Origin of the sequence: Streptomyces sp. NBC_01257 (assembly GCF_035917255.1) — a bacterium.
In the GTDB taxonomy this organism is placed as follows: Bacteria; Actinomycetota; Actinomycetes; order Streptomycetales; family Streptomycetaceae; genus Streptomyces.
In genome coordinates this window covers 2,497,522-2,516,418 of record NZ_CP108472.1, presented here as the reverse complement: position 1 = coordinate 2,516,418, position 18,897 = coordinate 2,497,522, and the positions used below count along the sequence as shown (strand labels likewise).

Here is an 18,897-nt window from a genome sequence, read left to right as displayed (position 1 = left end):
CTTGCTCCGAGAGGACGCCCCGTGACCGTCACCCTCAGCGCCACCGAAGCCCCCGGACGCCCCGCCCACCGCGACGGCAACGTCCTGCGCTGGCTCGGCGCCTACACGGCGTCCACGATCGGCGACAGTGTCTACTACATGGCCCTCGCCTGGGCCGCCGCCCGCACCGGCAGCGCCTCGCAGACCGGTCTGGTGCTCGCCGCCGGCTCCATACCCCGGGCCGTCCTGCTGCTCGGCGGGGGAGTGCTCGCCGACCGGCTCGGGCCGCGCCGCGTCGTCGTCGCCAGCGACACCGCCCGCTGTCTCGTCATCCTCGGCCTGGCCGGCACCCTGCTCCTCACCTCGCCCACGGTGTGGATGCTGATCGCCGTCGCACTCGTCTTCGGCGCGGTCGACGCCCTCTTTTTGCCCGCCGTAGGCGCCCTGCCGCCCCGGATCACCGCCGCCTCCCAGCTCGCCCGGGTCCAGGGACTGCGCGGCCTCGCCACCCGCACCGCCAACGTCGTGGGCGCCCCGCTCGGCGGCGTCGCGGTCGCCCTCGGCGGACCCGTCCTCGCCTTCGCCGCCGCGGGCGTCCTCTTCGCCGTCTCGCTGCCACTGCTGCTGGCCGTACGCATCAGCCCGCTGCCCGTGACGGACCAGGCCGAGGCAGCACCCGCAGGCACCGCCCGGCGCGAACTGGCCGACGGACTGCGCTACATCCGCCGCCACCCCCTCCTCGGACCGTTGACGCTCGTCGTCGCCGTCAGCGAACTCGGCTTCGTCGGACCCCTCAACCTCGGCCTGATCCTGCTCAGCGACGAACGCGGCTGGGGTGCGTCCGGCATGGGCTGGGTCGTCGCCGCCTTCGGCGCCGGCGCGGGCGCCTCGGCCCTGCTGCTCACCGTGCGGGGCCGCGTCCCCCGGGCCGGACTCGTCATGTGCCTGACCGTGCTGGTCGGCGCGGTCGCCATCGGGGCCCTGGCGTTCGCGCCGTCCGTGCCGCTCGCCGCGGGGGTCGCGTTCCTCATCGGACTCTTCGCCGGCCTCGGCGGCGCCCTGTGCGGCGCGCTCACACAGACCGCCGCCGACCCCGGCTACCTGGGCCGGGTCACCTCGGTCTCGACGCTCTTCACCCACGCGCTCGCGCCGCTCAGCTACCCCGTCACCGGCGCGGCCGTCGCCCTCTGGGGCACCGGACCGGTCTTCGTCGCCAGCGCCGTGCTGTGCGGGGCGGGCGCGGTGGGCGGCCTGGCCTTCACCCGGCTGCGCCGCGCGGAACTCCCGGGCTGAGGCCGCCCCGGGCGGCCGGCCCTACATCCCCAGCTTCGCCGTCGTCAGCCGGCCGATCGCGTCCTGTTCGCCCTCCAGCTCCACCCGCGCCGCGTCCTGCCGTCCGAACGCGAACAGCAGCAGCTCGCCCGGCTCACCGGTCACCGTCACCACCGGGGTGCCCTTGTGCGCCACCGCCGTCTGGCCGTCCGGGCGGCGCAGCACCAGCCCCACCGGGGCCTTGCGGCCCAGCATCCGCGCCGCCTTCTCCGTACGCGACCACAGGACGTCGGCGAAGACCGGGTCCAGCTCCCGCGCCGACCAGTCCGGCTGTGCCCGGCGGACGTCCTCCGTGTGCACGTAGAACTCGACCGTGTTCGCCGCCTCGTCCAGCTGCTTCAGCCCGAACGGGGACATCCGCGGCGGACCCGTACGGATGAGCTGGATCAGTTCCTCGTACGGCTTCGCGGCGAATTCCGCGGTGACCCTCTCGTTGCGGTTCCTCAGCGGTCCGATGAGGGTCCCGGCCGCCGCGTCGGGCCGCCGCTCCCGCACCACCACATGGGCCGCCAGATCACGGGCCTTCCAGCCGTGGCAGAGGGTCGGGGCCTCCGGGCCCACGGCCTCCAACAGGTCGGCGAGCAGAAGTCGTTCGCGCTTCGCATGGGTCGACATGTCCGCCAGCGTACGACCGCCGTCCACCGTCCGCCCAGTGGACGCACGCCCGGAAGCCCTCCGCAGCCACGGCACAATGGGCAGATGACCAGCACGCCCACGCCCGGCACCCCCCGGCCCGCCAGCGACCTCGACCCCGCCATCGCCGCCCGCCTCAAGCGCGGTGCCGACGGACTGGTCCCGGCCATCGCCCAGCAGTACGACACCGGCGAGGTGCTGATGCTCGGCTGGATGGACGACGAGGCCCTGCACCGCACCCTCACCACCGGCCGCTGCACCTACTGGTCGCGCAGCCGCCAGGAGTACTGGGTGAAGGGCGACACCTCCGGCCACATCCAGCAGGTCAAGTCCGTCGCCCTGGACTGCGACGCCGACACGGTCCTCGTGAAGGTCGACCAGACGGGCGCCGCCTGCCACACGGGCGACCGCACCTGTTTCGACGCCGACGTCCTCACGCTCGGACAGTAGGGTCAGCCGCCATGGATCTCGACACGTTCCGCAAGCTGGCCGTCGACCGGCGCGTCATCCCCGTCACCCGCCGGCTCCTCGCGGACGGCGACACCCCGGTCGGTCTCTACCGCAAGCTGGCGGGGGAGCGCACCGGCACCTTCCTCCTGGAATCCGCGGAGAACGGCCGCACCTGGTCGCGCTACTCCTTCATCGGCGTACGCAGCGCCGCCACCCTCACCACCCGCGACGGCGAGGCCCACTGGCTCGGCACCCCGCCGGTCGGCGTTCCCGTCGAGGGCGACCCGCTGCAGGCCCTGCGCGCCACCATCGAGACCCTGCACACCCCGCACGACCAGGAATCGGGGCTCCCGCCGTTCACCGGCGGCATGGTCGGCTACCTCGGCTACGACATCGTGCGCCGGCTGGAGAAGATCGGCGAGAGCGGCGGCGACGATCTGAAGCTCCCCGAGCTGACGATGCTGCTCACCTCCGACCTCGCCGTCCTCGACCACTGGGACGGCAGCGTCCTGCTGATCGCCAACGCGATCAACCACAACGACCTGGCCACCGGCGTCGACGAGGCCCACGCCGACGCCGTCGCCCGGCTCGACGCCATGGAACGGGACCTGCGCCGCCCGGTCGAGAACGCCCCCGCCGCCCTGCCGCCCTCCGAGCTCCCGCCTTACACCGCCCTGTGGGGAGGCAAGGCCTACCAGGACGCCGTCGAGGACGTGAAGGAGCGCATCCGGGCAGGCGAGGCCTTCCAGGTCGTCCCCTCCCAGCGCTTCGAGACCCCGTGCACGGCGAGCGCGCTGGACGTCTACCGGGTGCTGCGCGCCACCAACCCCTCCCCGTACATGTACCTCTTCCGCTTCGACGGCTTCGACGTCGCGGGCTCCAGCCCCGAGGCCCTCGTCAAGGTCGAGGACGGCCGCGCGATGGTCCACCCGATCGCCGGCACCCGGCACCGCGGCGCCACCCCGCAGGAGGACCAGGCGCTCGCCGACGAACTCCTCGCCGACCCGAAGGAACGCGCCGAGCACCTGATGCTCGTCGACCTCGGCCGCAACGACCTGGGGCGCGTCTGCGAGCCGGGCAGCGTCGAGGTCGTCGACTTCATGTCGATCGAGCGGTACTCCCACGTGATGCACATCGTGTCGACCGTCACCGGCCGCGTCGCCGAGGGCCGTACCGCCTTCGACGTCCTCACCGCGTGCTTCCCCGCGGGCACCCTCTCCGGCGCCCCCAAGCCGCGCGCGATGCAGATCATCGAGGAGCTCGAACCCACCCGCCGCGGGCTGTACGGCGGCTGCGTCGGCTACCTCGACTTCGCCGGGGACTCCGACACCGCCATCGCCATCCGCACCGCGCTGCTGCGCGACGGCACGGCGTACGTCCAGGCCGGGGCCGGCGTCGTCGCCGACTCCGACCCGGTCGCCGAGGACACCGAGTGCCGCAACAAGGCCGCGGCGGTGCTGCGCGCCGTGCACACCGCCAACCGGCTCGGCGGGCACTGACGATCCGGTGAGACGACCGGCACACGGGGGGCGGTCCGCCATCACGGGGCCGTAAGGGATAGTGGAGTACGTGAGTGCTGTCCCCGTACCCCAGCCCCGTGCCGAAGCCGCCGCCGCGCCCGACAGCGCGGGGAGCCGCCGAAGCCTGGCCGCCGGCCTGCTCCTCGGGGCCGCCGGTGCCACCGTCGTCCTGCTCGCCTCCGGCCAGACCTGGGCCGAGGGCAAGGCCGCGGTCGGCGGCGGCACCCTGGCACTGAGCGCCGAGGGGCAGGACGTCACCGGCCTCCCCGCGGCCCTCGCCATAGTCGGCCTGGCCGCCCTCGTCGCCGTCTTCGCCGTCCGCGGCGCCGGCCGGCTCGCCGTCGCAGGACTGCTGGCCCTCAGCGGCCTCGGCGCCGCGCTGAGCGCCTACATCGGCGCGTCCGACAGCGCCGCACTCGACGAGAAGGCCGCGCAGACCACCGGTGACACCTCCGCCGCCATCCACGCACTCAGCCACACCGCCTGGCCCTACATCACCGCGGCCGGCGGCCTGCTGATCCTGCTGGCCGGACTCCTCGCCCTGCGCTTCGGCAGCCGCTGGCCCACGATGTCCGGACGGTACGAGCGCGACGGCACCCCGCGCCCCCGCAAGGCCCCCCGCGCCGCCCCGGACCCCGACCGGCCCGAGGACCTGTGGAAGGCCCTGGACCGCGGCGAGGACCCGACGCGCGAGGCATGACCCCCACGCTCACGCCGCACCCGCACGTGCGGGACAATGGCCGTGAGCTCGCGGCACTCCGGCGCCCACAGCGGCACGGTCGCGGCGACCCCGAGCGATACCAACAGCGCAACATCAACGAGGAGCAACTCATGGCGGGCAGCAGCCACGGACACACCCCGGCCGCCTGGACCGGTGTCATCATCGCCTTCATCGGCTTCTGCATCGCGGGCGTCTTCATGGTCGCGGCCAACCCGCTCGGGTTCTGGGCCGGAATCGTCGTCGTCTTCGTCGGCGGGATCGTCGGCCTGGCCATGAAGGCCGCCGGCCTCGGCATGCCGAAGGAGTCGTCGGAACTGGCGGCGGCCAGGGCCCGCGCCGGTCAGGCGCAGACCTCCTGACCCGTCCCGAGGACGCACGCGCGAGGCGCAGCCCGGTCCGGGCTGCGCCTTTCCGCGTCAGCGGCGACAATCACCGGGTGGACGCATCGCCTTCTCCCGCAGCCCCTCCGTCGGCCGGCCCCGCGCCGGTGCCCGGCCACCAGGGCCTCCCGCCGGTCTTCCCGCCCGCTCCCGTCCCGGCCTCGCGGCTGCGGCGGATCGCCACCCCGGCCGCCGTCCTGGCCGTCGTCGTCGGCGCCTTCGGCTACGTCGGCTCCGTCGACCCCAACGAACCGGGCCACTACCCGGTGTGTCCGCTGCTCCGGTTCACCGGCATCTACTGCCCCGGCTGCGGCGGGCTGCGCAGTGCCCACGCCTTCGCGCACGGCGACATCGCGGCGGCGCTCGGCTCCAACGCCCTCGCCGTCATCGGCTACGCGGCCTTCGCCGTGCTCTGGGTCCTCTGGGCGGTCCGGGCGGCCTCCGGGCGGCCGCTGCGGTTCGAACCGAAACCGGTCCACTGGTGGGGGATCGGTGCCGTCCTGCTGATCTTCACGGTCGTCCGGAACCTGCCGTTCGGATCGGCGCTCGCGCCGTGAATGCCCAGGTAGTGGGACATCCAGTGGCCGGATGCGGGCCCATCGGCCTCCTGCGGATACCATCGGGATGTCTCATCCTGTTCCCTTGTCAACGTCCCGGAAGGGGGCCTCTCGCGTGAGTGTGCTCGACGAGATCATCGACGGCGTCCGCGCCGACCTCGCGGAGCGGCAGGCGCGCGTCAGCCTCGACGAGCTCAAGGAACGCGCGGCCCGCGCTCCCCAGGCGAAGGACGGAGTCGCCGCCCTGCGTGGCGAGGGCGTGACCGTCATCTGCGAGGTCAAGCGCTCCAGCCCCTCCAAGGGCGCCCTGGCCGCGATCGCCGACCCGGCCGCGCTCGCCGCGGACTACGAGGCGGGCGGCGCGTCCGTCATCTCGGTCCTCACCGAGGAGCGCCGCTTCGGCGGATCGCTGGCCGACCTGGAGGCCGTCCGGGCCAAGGTCGACATCCCGGTCCTGCGCAAGGACTTCATCGTCACCTCGTACCAGCTGTGGGAGGCGCGCGCGTACGGCGCCGACCTGGCCCTGCTGATCGTCGCCGCCCTCGACCAGGAGGCGCTCGTCTCCCTGATCGAGCGTGCCGAGTCCATCGGCCTGACGCCGCTGGTCGAGGCGCACGACGAGGAGGAGGCGGAGCGCGCGGTGGAGGCCGGCGCCAGGATCATCGGCGTCAACGCGCGCAACCTGAAGGACCTCAAGGTCGACCGCTCCGTCTTCGAGCGCGTCGCCCCGGAGATCCCGGACCACATCATCAAGGTCGCCGAGTCCGGCGTCCGCGGCCCGCACGACCTCATCGCCTACGCCAACGCCGGCGCGGACTCCGTGCTGGTCGGCGAGTCCCTGGTCACCGGCCGCGACCCGCGGTCCGCCGTCGCCGACCTGGTCGCCGCCGGCGCCCACCCGGCGCTCCGGCACGGACGGAGCTGACCGCACCCGTGTCCGCCGACTGTTCCGCCTTCCGCCCCCGGCCGGGCCTGCGCCCCGCCGGTCCGCGGCAGCTGCGGGACCCGCACGCGCCGCTGGCACGCGGCTGCCGCCCCCGCGGCTGCCGCGCACCCGCCCGCCGCGTGCACGGCCGGCGGGTGCGGTACGTGATCGGCGACGAGCCCGGCCAGGTCAACGGCATGCGATGGCGCACGGGGTCCGCGCAGTAGAGCGAGCCCCGGCCGTCGTCCCCGCCCCACCGGCGGACCCGCACGACCGCACCGCCCGGCCACGGCCGCGGCGGCGCTCCGCTCACGGCGCATACGGTGAACCCACCCACTGCCATGCCGAGGAGCACGTCGAGATGTCGTCCGACTTCTTCATTCCGGACCCGGAGGGTCTGATCCCCAGCGCCGAGGGGTACTTCGGCGCGTACGGCGGAAAGTTCATCCCGGAGGCGCTCGTCGCCGCCGTGGACGAGGTCGCCGTCGAGTACGACAAGGCCAAGGCCGACCCGGCCTTCGCCGCCGAGCTCAACGCGCTCATGGTCGACTACACCGGCCGCCCCAGCGCCCTCACCGAGGTCCGGCGCTTCGCCGAGCACGCGGGCGGCGCCCGGATCTTCCTCAAGCGCGAGGACCTCAACCACACCGGCTCGCACAAGATCAACAACGTGCTGGGCCAGGCGCTGCTCACCAAGCGCATGGGCAAGACCCGTGTCATCGCCGAGACCGGAGCCGGCCAGCACGGCGTCGCCACCGCGACCGCCTGCGCGCTCTTCGGCCTCGAATGCACCATCTACATGGGCGAGATCGACACCGAGCGCCAGGCGCTGAACGTGGCGCGCATGCGGATGCTCGGCGCCGAGGTCATCGCCGTGAAGTCGGGCTCCCGCACCCTCAAGGACGCCATCAACGAGGCGTTCCGCGACTGGGTCGCCAACGTGGACCGCACCCACTACCTCTTCGGTACGGTCGCGGGCCCGCACCCCTTCCCGGCGATGGTCCGCGACTTCCACCGCGTGATCGGCGTCGAGGCCAGGCGGCAGATCCTGGAGAAGGCCGGCCGGCTGCCGGACGCCGCGGTCGCCTGCGTCGGCGGCGGTTCCAACGCCATCGGCCTCTTCCACGCCTTCATCCCGGACGCCGGCGTCCGCCTCATCGGCTGCGAGCCCGCCGGACACGGCGTGGAGACCGGCGAGCACGCGGCGACCCTGACCGCGGGCGAGCCCGGCATCCTGCACGGCTCGCGCAGCTACGTCCTCCAGGACGACGAGGGCCAGATCACCGAGCCGTACTCCATCTCGGCCGGTCTGGACTACCCGGGCATCGGCCCGGAGCACGCCTACCTGAAGGACGTCGGCCGCGGCGAGTACCGCGCGGTCACCGACGACGCGGCCATGCAGGCGCTGCGCCTGCTCTCCCGCACCGAGGGCATCATCCCGGCGATCGAGAGCGCCCACGCGCTGGCCGGGGCCCTGGAGGTCGGCAAGGAGCTCGGCAAGGACGGACTGATCCTGGTCAACCTGTCCGGCCGCGGCGACAAGGACATGGACACGGCGGCCCGCTACTTCGGGCTGTACGACACGGACGCGGCGGTCGAGGCCGCCGCGGACAGCGACATCGCGGAGATCGAGGGGGACGCCAAGTGAGCGGCAACATCGAGCTGCTGAACACCACGCTCGCCGCGGCCCGCGCCGAGGACCGGGCCGCGCTGATCGCGTACCTGCCCGCCGGCTTCCCGACCGTGGACGGCGCCATCGAGGCCGTCAAGGCCGTGGTCGCGGGCGGCGCCGACGTCGTCGAGGTCGGGCTGCCGCACAGCGACCCGGTGCTCGACGGACCCGTCATCCAGACCGCCGACGACGTCGCGCTGCGCGGCGGCGTGCGGATCGCCGACGTGATGCGCACGGTCCGTGAGGCGCACGAGGCGACCGGCGCGCCGATCCTCGTCATGACGTACTGGAACCCGATCGACCGGTACGGCGTCGAGCGCTTCACCGCCGAGCTCGCCGCGGCGGGCGGCGCCGGGTGCATCCTGCCCGACCTGCCGGTCCAGGAGTCCGCGCTGTGGCGCGAGCACGCGGACAAGCACGGCCTCGCGACCGTGTTCGTCGTCGCGCCCAGCAGCAAGGACGAGCGGCTCGCCACCATCACGGCGGCCGGCTCCGGCTTCGTGTACGCCGCGTCGCTCATGGGCGTCACCGGCACCCGCGCCTCGGTCGGCGAACAGGCCCAGGACCTGGTGCGGCGAACCCGCGCCACCACCGGCATCCCGGTCTGCGTGGGCCTCGGCGTCTCCAACGCCGAGCAGGCCGCGGAGGTGGCGGGCTTCGCCGACGGCGTCATCGTCGGATCCGCCTTCGTCAAGCGGATGCTCGACGCCCCCGACGAGGCGGCCGGTCTCGTGGCCGTCCGCTCGCTGGCGGCCGATCTGGCCGAGGGTGTTCGAAAGCGCTGACGCCGGGCGTAACCCGAATGGGTGGACCTGGGACCGGGGAGGCACGCGAGTGCCTCCCCGGTTCGTTGCTGCGGGTGTGAGCGAGAAGAACCAAGAGGGAAAAAGGGCCGCGCGTGACCGGCTGATCCAGCAGCGCGAGCAGGCGAGGGCGCGCGAGCGCCGCCGCCGCACGCTGATCGTCTCCGCGGCCGTGGTGGGGGTGCTGGGGCTGGCCGCCGTCGTCGGTGTGATCGCGGCGAACACCGGTGGCAAGGGTGACAAGGCCAAGGCGTCAGGTCCGGCCGTCGCGCCGTCCGGGGCTACCGGCAAGGACAGCCTGACCATTCCGGTGGGAGCGGACGACGCCCCGTCCACGCTCACGGTCTGGGAGGACTTCCGCTGCCCGGTCTGCGCCCAGTTCGAGAACGCGTTCCGCGACACGATCCACCAGTTGGAGCAGAGCGGGCAGCTGAAGGTCGACTACCACTTCGCCACGCTGATCGACGGCAATCTCGGCGGCAGCGGCTCGCTCAGGGCGGCCAACGCGGCGGCCTGCGCCCAGGACGTCGGCAAGTTCCCCGCCTACCACGACGTCCTGTACCGCAATCAGCCGCAGGAGTCCGACGACGCCTTCGGTGACAACGGCAAGCTGATCGACCTGTCGAAGAAGGTCGACGGGCTCGACACGCCCGCCTTCCGCAGCTGTGTCGAGGACGGCAAGCACGACGCCTGGGTGCAGAAGTCCAACACCGCGTTCCAGAACGGCGGATTCCAGGGCACGCCCACCGCCCTGCTCAACGGCGAGTCGATCTTCCCCAAGAAGGGGAACGAGGCCATCACCGTCGCCAACCTGAAGAAGTGGGTCGCCGAGGCCAACAAGGGCAAGAAGCCGGGCACCGTCACACCCTCCCCGTCGGGCTCCTGAGCGGCGCCCGCCCGGGGGAATCGATGACCGGCTCGTTACCCAGACGTTGTCGGGCGGGTTGCCGTACGTCCCGCCCGGCAGGGTAGCGTCGACGATGCCATGAATCTTGCCTACATCCCCAGCCCGTCGACCGGCGTGATCGATCTCGGACCGATCCCGCTCCGCGGCTACGCGTTCTGCATCATCATCGGTGTCTTCGTCGCCGTCTGGTTCGGCAACAAGCGCTGGGTCGCCCGAGGCGGCAAAGCCGGCACTGTCGCCGACATCGCCGTCTGGGCCGTGCCCTTCGGCCTCGTCGGCGGAAGGCTCTACCACGTCATCACCGACTACCAGCTGTACTTCAGCGACGGTGAGAACTGGGTGGACGCCTTCAAGATCTGGCAGGGCGGCCTCGGTATCTGGGGTGCGATCGCGCTCGGCGCGGTCGGTGCCTGGATCGGCTGCCGCCGCCGCGGCATCCCGCTGCCCGCCTGGGCCGACGCGCTCGCCCCCGGAATCGCCCTGGCCCAGGCCTGCGGCCGCTGGGGCAACTGGTTCAACCAGGAGCTGTACGGCCGGGAGACCGACGTCCCGTGGGCGCTGAAGATCAGCGAGGGCCCCAACCGGGTCGCCGGCACCTACCACCCGACGTTCCTGTACGAGTCGCTGTGGTGCATCGGTGTGGCGCTCCTGGTGATCTGGGCCGACCGCCGCTTCAAGCTCGGACACGGACGGGCGTTCGCGCTGTACGTCGCCGCGTACTGCGCGGGCCGCGCCTGGATCGAGTACATGCGCGTCGACGAGGCCCACCACATCCTGGGCCTGCGTCTGAACGTGTGGACCGCGCTGATCGTGTTCGTGCTCGCGGTGGTGTACATCGTGATCTCGGCGAGGGTGAGGCCGGGCCGCGAGGAGATCGTCGAGCCGGAGACGCCCCAGACGCCCGTGTCCACGGACGCGGCCGATGCCGGGGACGCCGAGGACGGGGAGTCCGGCGAGGACCGGGAGCCCGGCGACGTGAAGCCGGTCGAGTCCGCGTCCGAGGAGGACGCGCCGAAGACGAACGGTGAGGCGGAGACGGCCAAGGGCTGACGCCCGACGCACCCACCACTTCGAGGGGCCGCCGAATGATTCGGCGGCCCCTCGTCATGCGCTGCCCGCGCCCGCGGGCGCCAGGTGCCCTCAATCGCCGGACGGGCTCGATTCCGCCAGGGCCAGCGTGCGGTGGGCCTGGGCCACCACCGCCGCGTCGACGAAGCGGCCGTCCGGCAGGGCCAGCGCGCCCGCCTCTTCCCGGGCCGCCTCGACGATCTCGTGCGCGGCCTCCACCTCCTGCGGCGTCGGCCGGAACGCCCGCTCGATCACCGGGAGCTGCCGGGGGTGGATCGCCGCCCGGCCGAGGAAGCCGAGGGCCCGGCCGTGGGCGCAGGACGTCCACAGCCCGTCCAGGTCCCGGACGTCCGGGAACACCGACTGGGTGGGCGGGGCGAGACCGGCCGCCCGGGCCGCGACCACCACCCGGCTGCGCGACCAGTCCAGCCCCGTGTCGTCCCGGACCCCCAGATCGGCCCGCAGGTCCGCCTCGCCCAGGGCGATGGAGCGCACCTGGGGATGGGCGGCGGCCACCGTGTACGCGTGCTCGATGCCGAGCGCCGACTCCAGCAGCGGACAGAGGGCGACGCCGGGGGCGAGCGCCGCGATGTGATGGACGGACGCCGCGTGCGTGATCTTCGGCAGCCGCAGCTCGGCGAGGCCCGGCAGCCCCGCCAGGGCCAGCACGTCCGCCTCCGTGTGGACCCGGACGTGGACCGGGGCCCCGGCGGGGGAGGCCGGTGCGGAGAGCAGTTCGGCGGTGGCCGACCGCGCGTACTCCTTGCGGTCGGGGGCGACCGCGTCCTCCAGGTCGACGATCACCACGTCCGCCCCCGAGTCCCGTGCCTTGCGGACCACGTCCGGCCGGTCGCCGGGGACGTACAGCCAGGTCAGCGGGGTCTCGGCGGTCACAGGACACGCTCCGCCCGCAGGGCCGCGATCTCCGGGCCGCTCAGACCGAGGCCGGTGAGGATCTCCTCGGTGTCCGCCCCGTGCGGCCGGCCCGCCCAGCGGATCGACCCGGGCGTCCCGGACAGCCGGAAGAGGACGTTCTGCATCCGCAGCGGGCCCAGCTCCGGGTCGTCGACCTCCGTGATGGAGTCCAGGGCCCGGTACTGCGGGTCCTCCATCACGTCCCGGACGTCATGGATCGGCGCGATCGCCGCCTCCGCCTTCTCGAACGCGGAGATCGCCTCCTCCCGGGTGCGCCGGGAGATCCAGTGGCCGACCGCCTCGTCGAGCTCGTCGCTGTGCTCGGCGCGGGTGGCACCCGAGGCGAACCACGGCTCGTCGATCAGCTCCGCCCGCCCCACCAGACGCATCACGCGTTCCGCGACGGACTGCGCGGAGGTGGAGACGGCCACCCACTGGCCGTCCGAGGTGCGGTAGGTGTTGCGCGGGGCGTTGTTGCGCGAACGGTTGCCGGTGCGCGGCTGGACGTACCCCAGCTGGTCGTACCAGAGGGGCTGCGGGCCGAGCACTGTCAGGATCGGCTCGATGATCGCCATGTCGACGACCTGGCCCTCGCCGGTGCGGTCCCGGCCGGCCAGCGCGGCCATCACGGCGAACGACGTGGCGAGCGCGGCGATCGAGTCGGCCAGACCGAACGGCGGCAGTGTCGGCGGGCCGTCCGGCTCCCCGGTGATCGCCGCGAACCCGCTCATCGCCTCCGCGAGCGTGCCGAAGCCGGGCCGGTGCGCGTACGGACCGAACTGACCGAAGCCCGTGACCCGCACCAGCACCAGCCGCGGGTTGACCGCGTGCAGCTCCGCCGGGCCGAGCCCCCACCGCTCCAGCGTGCCCGGCCGGAAGTTCTCGATGATCACATCGGTGTCGGCGGCGAGCCGCAGCAGGAGATCACGGCCGTCCGGGCAGGACAGGTCGAGGGTCAGATTGCGTTTGTTGCGGCCGAGCAGCTTCCACCACAGGCCGATCCCGTCCTTGGCCGGCCCGTGCCCCCGGGACGGATCGGGCTTGGCGGGATGCTCGACCTTGATCACGTCGGCGCCGAAGTCGCCCAGCACGGTGGCGCAGAGGGGGCCGGCGAAGAGCGTGGCGAGATCGAGGACGCGCAGCCCGGTCAGGGGCGCCTCGCCCGGGGCGCTCATGCGGCGTCGATTTCGCTGCGGTACGGCATGGCGACCGAGGCGCCCGGTTTCTGTACGCAGAGCGCGGCGGCCGACGAGGCCCAGGCGATGGCCTGCGGTACCGGCCGGCCCTCGCCGATCGCCACGGCGAGCGTGCCGACGAAGGTGTCCCCGGCGCCGGTGGTGTCGACGGCGGTCACCTCGGGGGCGGGGAAGTGGACGGTCCGGCTGCCCCGCGCCGCGTACAGACAGCCCTTGGCGCCGAGCGTGATGACGACCGCCGGGACCTGGCTGAGCAGGACCTCGGCGGCCGCGTGCGGTTCGGACTGCCCGGACAGTTCGGCCGCCTCGTGCTCGTTGGGGATCAGCAGGTCGACGCAGTCGAGGAGTTCGGCGGGCAGATCCTGTACGGGGGAGGGGGTGAGGACGGTCCGCACGCCCTGGGCGTGACCGGCCCTGGCCCCCTCGATCACGGCGGACATCGGCAGTTCCAGCTGGAGCAGCAGCAGATCGGCCTCGGCGATCGCGGCGATCTCGCCCGGTCCGAGCGCGGTGACGGTGCCGTTGGCGCCGGGGATGACGACGATCGCGTTGGAGCCCTTGCCGTCCACCACGATGTGCGCGGTGCCGCTGGGTCCCGCGGCGGTGTGCAGCAGGTCGGTGTCGACGCCCGAGTGCTCCAGGTTCTCCCGCATCCGGGCGCCGTACTCGTCGTCGCCGACCGCGCCGATCATCATCACGTCGCCGCCCGCGCGGGCGGCGGCGACGGCCTGGTTGGCGCCCTTGCCGCCGGGAACGGTGCGGAACTCCCTTCCGGTGACGGTCTCCCCGCGCTCCGGGGCCCGGTCGACGTAGGCCACAAGATCCATATTGGTGCTGCCGAGCACCGCGACTCTGGTCATGGGCGGAGTGCCTCCTCGTGGGTGAGCCGGTGGGTCAGATCGGCGAGGGCGTCGAAGCCGACCGAGTCGAAACCGGGGACGGACGTGGCGAGCCGGTTCTTCAGCGGGGTGGTCCACCGCTCGGGCAGCGCGTCCGGCCGCCCGGCCAGCAGACCGGCGAGCGAACCGGCGGTCGCCCCGTTGGAGTCGGTGTCCCAGCCGCCGGACACCGCCCGGCAGACCGAGCCGCTGAAGTCGCCGCCGGCGTGGGTCAGGGCGGCGGCGAGCAGGGCCGCGTTGGGCAGCACATGCACCCAGTGGTACCGGCCGTACGCCGCGTGCAGCCGGTCCACGACCGTATCGAAGTCCCGCTCCTGGCGGGCGGCGGTGATCCCGTCCCGTACGGCACGCGCGAACCGCGAGTGCGCGGGCACCACCCGCAGGCCGGCGGCCAGGCACCCGTGCACATCGGCCTCCCCGCCGGCGGCCTCGGCCAGCGCCGCCGCGGTGAACATCGCGCCGTACACCCCGTTCCCGGTGTGGGTGAGGACCGCGTCGCGGTGCGCCTGTTCCGCCGCGGCGGCCGGGTCGCCGGGGTGGGTCCAGCCGTGCACGTCGGCCCGGATCTGCGCCCCGATCCACTCCCGGAACGGATTGCGGTGGCGGGCGGTGTCCGGTGGTTCGAGACCGTCGAGCAGGTTGCGGTACGCGATCCGCTCGGCGGTGAACGTCCGGCCCGCCGGAAGCTCCTCCAGCCAGAGCCTGGCGAGATCCGCGGTGGTGAAGGAGGGGCCGTGGCGCTGGATCAGCAGCACGGTGAGCAGGGGGTAGTTGAGGTCGTCGTCCTCCGGCATCCCGTCGATGTTCTCGGCCAGCGAGGTGGCTGCGGACCGCCGGTTCCAGGGATAGGTGGCGGCCAGGGCCGGGGGCAGGCCACGGGCGGTGAACCAGGTCCTCAGCGGCCAGTTGCCGGTGGCCCGGGCCAGGGCGCGGATGCCTTCGAGCGGCAGCTTCTCGACCGGTTTTCCCAGCAGACAGCCCGCAGCCCGGCCCAGCCAGGCCGCGTGCAGCCGTTCGCGGTCCACGGCGGCAGGTTCGGTGCGGGGGTGCGGCCACTGCGGGCAGGCGGCCCGGATCGCGTCGATGCCGGTCGGTTCGTCGTCGGCCAGCGGGCTCTCCAGCAGGGCGAGTTCGTCCAGCAGGTGCTCGGCGACCGCGCGCAGCCCGGGCGGGGCCGGGGCAGCGGAGGCGCCCGCGCGGTCCGGTGCGGGCGAGCCGCCGGCCTCGTACCACCGGCGCTCGATGTCCCGCGCGTCCCGCCCGTCCTCGGCCGCCTGCCGCAGCTCGTGCCCGACCAGGTCCTCCGGCTGCACCCAGGTGGCGCGCACCGTCGTGGTCACGGCCGGCCCGCCAGCGCGGTGAAGGCGGCCTCGTGGGTGCGGCGGGCGGCGGTGTCCCGGGCGAACACCTCACGGGCGACGTCCGCCAGGTCGCGTGCCGGGGCGTGCAGATCGAGCCTGCTGGCCTCGCCGACCGTGCGCACCCAGTCCGCCGGGACCGCCCGCTCGCCGTGCAGCGCGCCCGCGATGGCACCGCTCATCGTGGCGATCGAGTCGCAGTCCCGCCCGTAGTTGACCGAACCGAGCACCGCCTGCCGGTAGTCCCCGTCCGCGACCAGCAGCATCCCGAGGGCGACGGGGAGTTCCTCGATGGCGTGCAGCCGGGACGGGCGGCGGGCGCCGAGCGAGGGGGCGCGGTAGTCGGGGCCGACCGTGTCGAAGGGGGAGACGGCCTCCCGCAGCGGGACGATGGCCGTCTCGAAGTCCCGGTGACCGGCGGCCGTTTCGCAGACCGCCTCGATCGCGGCCCGGGTGCCGTCCTTGGCGAGCGACAGACACGTCCCGACGACGCTCGCGGGCGTCGCCCCGGGCACGCAGGCCGCCGCCACCGCGGCCGCGAAGACACCGGCGGCCTCCCTGCCGTAGCTGGACTGGTGGGCGCCCGCGACATCCAGCGCCTCGGCGTACGCGGCCCGCGGATCCGCCGCGTTCACCAGGCCGACCGGCGCCATGTACATCGCCGCACCGCAGTTGACGATGTTCCCCGAGCCCGCCTCGCGCGGGTCGACGTGGCCGTAGTGCAGCCGGGCGACGATCCACTTCTCGGCGAGGAAGATCCGCTGCAGCGGCAGCGCCTCCGCCTCCAGCTCCGGAATCCAGCGGGGGTTCGAGATCAGCTCCGGCACGAGGTGGTCGGCGACGGAGTACGCGTCGAGATGGCCGCGGACCTTCCCGTACACCCGGACCAGCGCATGGGTCATCAGGGTGTCGTCGGTGACGTGCCCGTCGCCCTTGTGGTACGGGGCGACGGGGCGGGCGGTGCGCCAGTCCTCGCCGGCCCAGGGGCCGACGACACCGGTGACCCGACCGCCGTGGCGCGCCACGATCTGCTCCGGGGAGTAGCCCTCGACCGGGCCGCCGAGCGCGTCGCCGACGGCGGCGCCGACGAGCGCGCCGGCGATCCGGTCATCGAGCGTGGGCGCCGCTGGTGTCGTGGCGGGTGCGGACCTCGTGGGCGCCGTGGGCGCGGTGGATGTCATGTCCGAATTGTCCACCCGGGGGCACCGGTTCCGTGTCTGCGAGCAGCCCGGCGAGTTCGATCAGATCCGTGCCCGCGAAACGGGGCAGCGCACACCCCGCCAGGGTGCGGCACGCCTCGCGCCAGCCGTCGGGCACGGAGCCGACGGAGCCGAGCGCCCCGGTCAGCGCCCCGGCCAGCGCGGGCGCGGAGTCCGCGACCCGGGAGAGGCAGGCCGCCGACGGCACCGCCTGCGCGATCTCGCCGCGGGCCGCGGTGGCCAGGGCGAGGGCGACCGGGACGGTCTCGGCCGCGGCGATCCCGTAGCTGTAGACGTGGTCGACGATCTGATGCTCCAGCACGGGGACGAGGGCGAACGCGCCGGCCTTCTCACCGGCGAAGTCCCGGGCGATCCGGACCGCGTGGGCGGCGTTGCGGGCGATCTCGGTGCCGTCGGGGAGCTGGTCGAGCGCGGCGTTCACCGCGGTGTCCACGTCCGCCCCGCCGAGCGCCTCGGCGATCGCGGCGGCCATCGCCCGCGCCCCGTGCACCCCGTCGCCGTCCTGCGTGTAGCGGGCGTCGAACTCCGCGAGGTCGGCCGCAGCCCCGGGATCGCCGGGGTGCACCACCGCCAGCACGGCGGCCCGCACGCACGCCGCGTCGTCGAAGTAGTGCGGGTTGTCGTGGCCGGTCGCGGGCGGGCGGAGGCCCGCGGCGAGGTTGCCGAGCCCGGCCCGCACCGAGATCCGGGCCCGCAGCGGCAGCACCGCCGACTCCACCTCGGGCGCCCGGGCGGCCGCCGCGGCGACCTCGGCGGCCAGCGCGTTCCACGCCGCGTCGACGGCCGCCCGCATCCGTCGCCCGGGGGAGAGGTCCTGCAGTGCTCCGGCCGCGGAGGTGAGCACCGTCCCGGCGGCGAACGCCGCCCATTCGGCGTCGTCGGACGGGCCGAGCCGCAGCGGCTCGGGCGGCTGGTTGAGCGCGATGGGGACCGGCAGCGTGGTCGTCGCGTTCTGCTCGGCGAAGGTGTCCAGCTCGCGGGTCAGCCGCCGGGTCCACTCCGGCATCCGGGCGGCCCGGTGCCGCGCGGCCGGCCACCCGGCGGCGTCCCCGGCGGCCAGCCCGAGCAGCAGCCCCTCGATCCTGGCCCGGCGCCCGGTGGAGTCCCGGGCCGGAGCGGCGGCACCGGGGTGCGTGGTGGGGGAGGTGCGGTTCGCCGTGGTCATCGTCCCGCCACCGTTCCGGCGCCGTCCGCGCCCAGGCCGTCCGCCCCGTCCGTCGCCGCCACCGGCCCCGGCCCGTCCGGGTCCTCGGCAGGGTCGTCCGTCTCGTCCGGTGTCAGCAGTTCCGCGATGTCCAGCACGTGGTAGCCGCGCATCGACGGCAGGCAGCTGCCGCGGACCGGGCCGATCGCGTCCGCCCAGTTGCGCGGGATGGCGGACGCCCCGTGCAGCGCGCCGGCCAGGGCGCCCGCCACCGCTGCCGTCGTATCGGCGTCGCGGCCCATGTTGACCGCGGTCAGCACCGCCGTACGGAAGTCGCCGCGTGCCGCCGCGAACGCGCCGAAGGCCAGCCCCACCGCCTCCGGCGCGAGGTCCGTCCACGGATATCCGCCCACGACGACGGCCGACCGAACCGCCCGCTCCATCGTCAGCCGGTCGGGATACGGGCGCTGCGCCGCCGTCACCGCCCGGCGCAGCGAACGGGCCGTCCACGAGTCCATCGGTACGACGGAGAGCGCGGCGGCGATCATGGAGGTGACCCCGGCCCCGGTCATCGCGGCCGCCACCCCGGCCGCCACCGCCTGGCCGCCGTAGATGCCCTCGCCGTCATGGCTGACCCGGCCGTCCACCGCGACCAGCCGGGCCGCCTCGGCCGGCCGGCCCGCCGCGAAGACACCGAAGGGCGCCGCCCGCATCGCGAGACCGTCGCTCCAGGCGTGCCGGTGCTGGGCGGAGATGGGGGCGGCCAGGCCCCGGCGCAGGTTCTCCAGCGTGCCCCGTTCGCTGAAACCGGCGCCGCGGAACGGTCCCTCGTCCAGATCGGCGATCCACAGGTGCCAGGCCCGCTCGACATGCGTGACAGTCAGCGCGGAGCCGTGCCGGGCCAGCAGCAGACCGGAGAAGATCGCGTACTCCGTGTCGTCCGTCCCCGCCGGGTCGTCGCTCACGAAGCCCTCGATCCGGCCCCAGCGGCGGCGGATCTCGGAGGGCCGCATGTTCTCCGCCGGAGCGCCCAGCGCATCGCCGACCGCGAGCCCCAGGAGCGCACCCCTGGCCCGGTCGGCGGCGCCGCCCCGGGCCACGCCGGCCGGGTCCGGAGCCCCGCGCACCGCCGCCCGCGCGCCGTCCGTCCGCCGCTCTGCCGGATTTCCTGCGATCAGCTCCATCGCGTCGACCCTTCGCTCGTGCCGAGCCAGTTCT

The 18,897-nt window shown here is 74.1% G+C and carries 20 protein-coding genes; 12 read left to right on the top strand and 8 right to left on the bottom strand.

Going from position 1 to position 18,897, the window contains the following annotated elements:
* Positions 1–21: 21 nt before the first annotated feature.
* The gene (locus OG408_RS10580; RefSeq protein ID WP_326669535.1) at positions 22–1,272 is read left to right on the top strand and encodes an MFS transporter; all 1,251 of its coding nucleotides are present in this window, start codon (positions 22–24) and stop codon (positions 1,270–1,272) included.
* Between the two features lie 21 nt (positions 1,273–1,293).
* On the opposite strand, the gene OG408_RS10575 is transcribed toward OG408_RS10580, so the two are convergent.
* Positions 1,294–1,926 carry a TIGR03085 family metal-binding protein gene (locus OG408_RS10575; RefSeq protein ID WP_266777650.1) on the bottom strand — a complete coding sequence of 211 codons (633 nt, stop codon included), beginning with the start codon at positions 1,924–1,926 and terminating at the stop codon, positions 1,294–1,296.
* A gap of 84 nt (positions 1,927–2,010) precedes the next feature.
* Between OG408_RS10575 and hisI the strand changes: the two genes are divergently transcribed.
* The 11 genes from hisI to lgt all read left to right on the top strand — a co-directional run bounded on the left by hisI (position 2,011) and on the right by lgt (position 10,929).
* On the top strand, positions 2,011–2,394 hold the full coding sequence (hisI, locus tag OG408_RS10570) for a phosphoribosyl-AMP cyclohydrolase (RefSeq protein ID WP_285565343.1): 384 nt from the start codon (positions 2,011–2,013) through the stop codon (positions 2,392–2,394).
* An 11-nt stretch (positions 2,395–2,405) separates the two neighbouring features.
* On the top strand, positions 2,406–3,893 hold the full coding sequence (locus OG408_RS10565; protein WP_266777646.1) for an anthranilate synthase component I: 1,488 nt from the start codon (positions 2,406–2,408) through the stop codon (positions 3,891–3,893).
* A gap of 61 nt (positions 3,894–3,954) precedes the next feature.
* On the top strand, positions 3,955–4,614 hold the full coding sequence (locus OG408_RS10560) for a TIGR02234 family membrane protein (protein WP_266777644.1): 660 nt from the start codon (positions 3,955–3,957) through the stop codon (positions 4,612–4,614).
* A 131-nt stretch (positions 4,615–4,745) separates the two neighbouring features.
* Positions 4,746–4,994, top strand: a complete 249-nt coding sequence (locus OG408_RS10555) for an HGxxPAAW family protein (RefSeq protein ID WP_266777642.1) — start codon at positions 4,746–4,748, stop codon at positions 4,992–4,994.
* Between the two features lie 77 nt (positions 4,995–5,071).
* Entirely contained in the window at positions 5,072–5,572 is a 501-nt protein-coding gene (locus tag OG408_RS10550; RefSeq protein WP_266777640.1) for a DUF2752 domain-containing protein, read from the top strand.
* Between the two features lie 115 nt (positions 5,573–5,687).
* On the top strand, positions 5,688–6,497 hold the full coding sequence (gene trpC / locus OG408_RS10545; RefSeq protein WP_266777637.1) for an indole-3-glycerol phosphate synthase TrpC: 810 nt from the start codon (positions 5,688–5,690) through the stop codon (positions 6,495–6,497).
* An 8-nt stretch (positions 6,498–6,505) separates the two neighbouring features.
* Positions 6,506–6,724, top strand: coding sequence for a tryptophan biosynthesis modulator TrpM (gene trpM / locus OG408_RS10540; RefSeq protein WP_405402787.1), 219 nt, complete (start codon positions 6,506–6,508; stop codon positions 6,722–6,724).
* A 134-nt stretch (positions 6,725–6,858) separates the two neighbouring features.
* Positions 6,859–8,145: a tryptophan synthase subunit beta gene (gene trpB, locus OG408_RS10535; protein ID WP_326669530.1), complete on the top strand. Its 1,287-nt coding sequence runs from the start codon at positions 6,859–6,861 to the stop codon at positions 8,143–8,145.
* Positions 8,142–8,954, top strand: coding sequence for a tryptophan synthase subunit alpha (gene trpA / locus OG408_RS10530; RefSeq protein WP_326669528.1), 813 nt, complete (start codon positions 8,142–8,144; stop codon positions 8,952–8,954). Before trpB ends, trpA begins: the two co-directional genes overlap by 4 nt.
* Positions 8,955–9,030: 76 nt before the next feature.
* Positions 9,031–9,858, top strand: a complete 828-nt coding sequence (locus tag OG408_RS10525; protein ID WP_266777631.1) for a DsbA family protein — start codon at positions 9,031–9,033, stop codon at positions 9,856–9,858.
* Positions 9,859–9,957: 99 nt separating this feature from the next.
* Positions 9,958–10,929 carry a prolipoprotein diacylglyceryl transferase gene (lgt, locus tag OG408_RS10520; protein WP_266777629.1) on the top strand — a complete coding sequence of 324 codons (972 nt, stop codon included), beginning with the start codon at positions 9,958–9,960 and terminating at the stop codon, positions 10,927–10,929.
* A 90-nt stretch (positions 10,930–11,019) separates the two neighbouring features.
* Here the strand turns inward: lgt and OG408_RS10515 are convergent, their stop codons facing one another.
* The 7 genes from OG408_RS10515 to OG408_RS10485 are packed head-to-tail and all read right to left on the bottom strand — an operon-like array spanning position 11,020 to position 18,863.
* Entirely contained in the window at positions 11,020–11,841 is an 822-nt protein-coding gene (locus OG408_RS10515; RefSeq protein WP_266777627.1) for an HpcH/HpaI aldolase/citrate lyase family protein, read from the bottom strand.
* Positions 11,838–13,037: a CaiB/BaiF CoA transferase family protein gene (locus tag OG408_RS10510; protein WP_266777625.1), complete on the bottom strand. Its 1,200-nt coding sequence runs from the start codon at positions 13,035–13,037 to the stop codon at positions 11,838–11,840. The genes OG408_RS10515 and OG408_RS10510 overlap by 4 nt, the downstream gene beginning before the upstream one ends.
* On the bottom strand, positions 13,034–13,918 hold the full coding sequence (gene rbsK / locus OG408_RS10505; RefSeq protein ID WP_266777623.1) for a ribokinase: 885 nt from the start codon (positions 13,916–13,918) through the stop codon (positions 13,034–13,036). Before rbsK ends, OG408_RS10510 begins: the two co-directional genes overlap by 4 nt.
* Positions 13,915–15,297, bottom strand: coding sequence for an ADP-ribosylglycohydrolase family protein (locus OG408_RS10500; protein ID WP_326669522.1), 1,383 nt, complete (start codon positions 15,295–15,297; stop codon positions 13,915–13,917). Before OG408_RS10500 ends, rbsK begins: the two co-directional genes overlap by 4 nt.
* Positions 15,294–16,496 (bottom strand): ADP-ribosylglycohydrolase family protein, encoded by a 1,203-nt coding sequence (locus OG408_RS10495; protein WP_326669520.1) that lies wholly within the window; start codon positions 16,494–16,496, stop codon positions 15,294–15,296. The genes OG408_RS10500 and OG408_RS10495 overlap by 4 nt, the downstream gene beginning before the upstream one ends.
* Positions 16,423–17,700: an ADP-ribosylglycohydrolase family protein gene (locus OG408_RS10490; protein ID WP_326669518.1), complete on the bottom strand. Its 1,278-nt coding sequence runs from the start codon at positions 17,698–17,700 to the stop codon at positions 16,423–16,425. Before OG408_RS10490 ends, OG408_RS10495 begins: the two co-directional genes overlap by 74 nt.
* On the bottom strand, positions 17,697–18,863 hold the full coding sequence (locus tag OG408_RS10485; protein ID WP_326669516.1) for an ADP-ribosylglycohydrolase family protein: 1,167 nt from the start codon (positions 18,861–18,863) through the stop codon (positions 17,697–17,699). Before OG408_RS10485 ends, OG408_RS10490 begins: the two co-directional genes overlap by 4 nt.
* Positions 18,864–18,897: the final 34 nt, after the last annotated feature.

What these genes read in the sequence shown, in the direction of transcription:
- hisI (WP_285565343.1), top strand. Translation starts at nt 2,011, where the DNA reads ATGACCAGCACGCCCACGCCCGGCACCCCCCGGCCCGCCAGCGACCTC.
- OG408_RS10575 (WP_266777650.1), bottom strand. Translation starts at nt 1,926, where the DNA reads ATGTCGACCCATGCGAAGCGCGAACGACTTCTGCTCGCCGACCTGTTG.
- OG408_RS10490 (WP_326669518.1), bottom strand. Translation starts at nt 17,700, where the DNA reads ATGACCACGGCGAACCGCACCTCCCCCACCACGCACCCCGGTGCCGCC.
- trpB (WP_326669530.1), top strand. Translation starts at nt 6,859, where the DNA reads ATGTCGTCCGACTTCTTCATTCCGGACCCGGAGGGTCTGATCCCCAGC.
- rbsK (WP_266777623.1), bottom strand. Translation starts at nt 13,918, where the DNA reads ATGACCAGAGTCGCGGTGCTCGGCAGCACCAATATGGATCTTGTGGCC.
- OG408_RS10565 (WP_266777646.1), top strand. Translation starts at nt 2,406, where the DNA reads ATGGATCTCGACACGTTCCGCAAGCTGGCCGTCGACCGGCGCGTCATC.
- OG408_RS10555 (WP_266777642.1), top strand. Translation starts at nt 4,746, where the DNA reads ATGGCGGGCAGCAGCCACGGACACACCCCGGCCGCCTGGACCGGTGTC.
- OG408_RS10495 (WP_326669520.1), bottom strand. Translation starts at nt 16,496, where the DNA reads ATGACATCCACCGCGCCCACGGCGCCCACGAGGTCCGCACCCGCCACG.
- lgt (WP_266777629.1), top strand. Translation starts at nt 9,958, where the DNA reads ATGAATCTTGCCTACATCCCCAGCCCGTCGACCGGCGTGATCGATCTC.
- OG408_RS10510 (WP_266777625.1), bottom strand. Translation starts at nt 13,037, where the DNA reads ATGAGCGCCCCGGGCGAGGCGCCCCTGACCGGGCTGCGCGTCCTCGAT.
- OG408_RS10485 (WP_326669516.1), bottom strand. Translation starts at nt 18,863, where the DNA reads ATGGAGCTGATCGCAGGAAATCCGGCAGAGCGGCGGACGGACGGCGCG.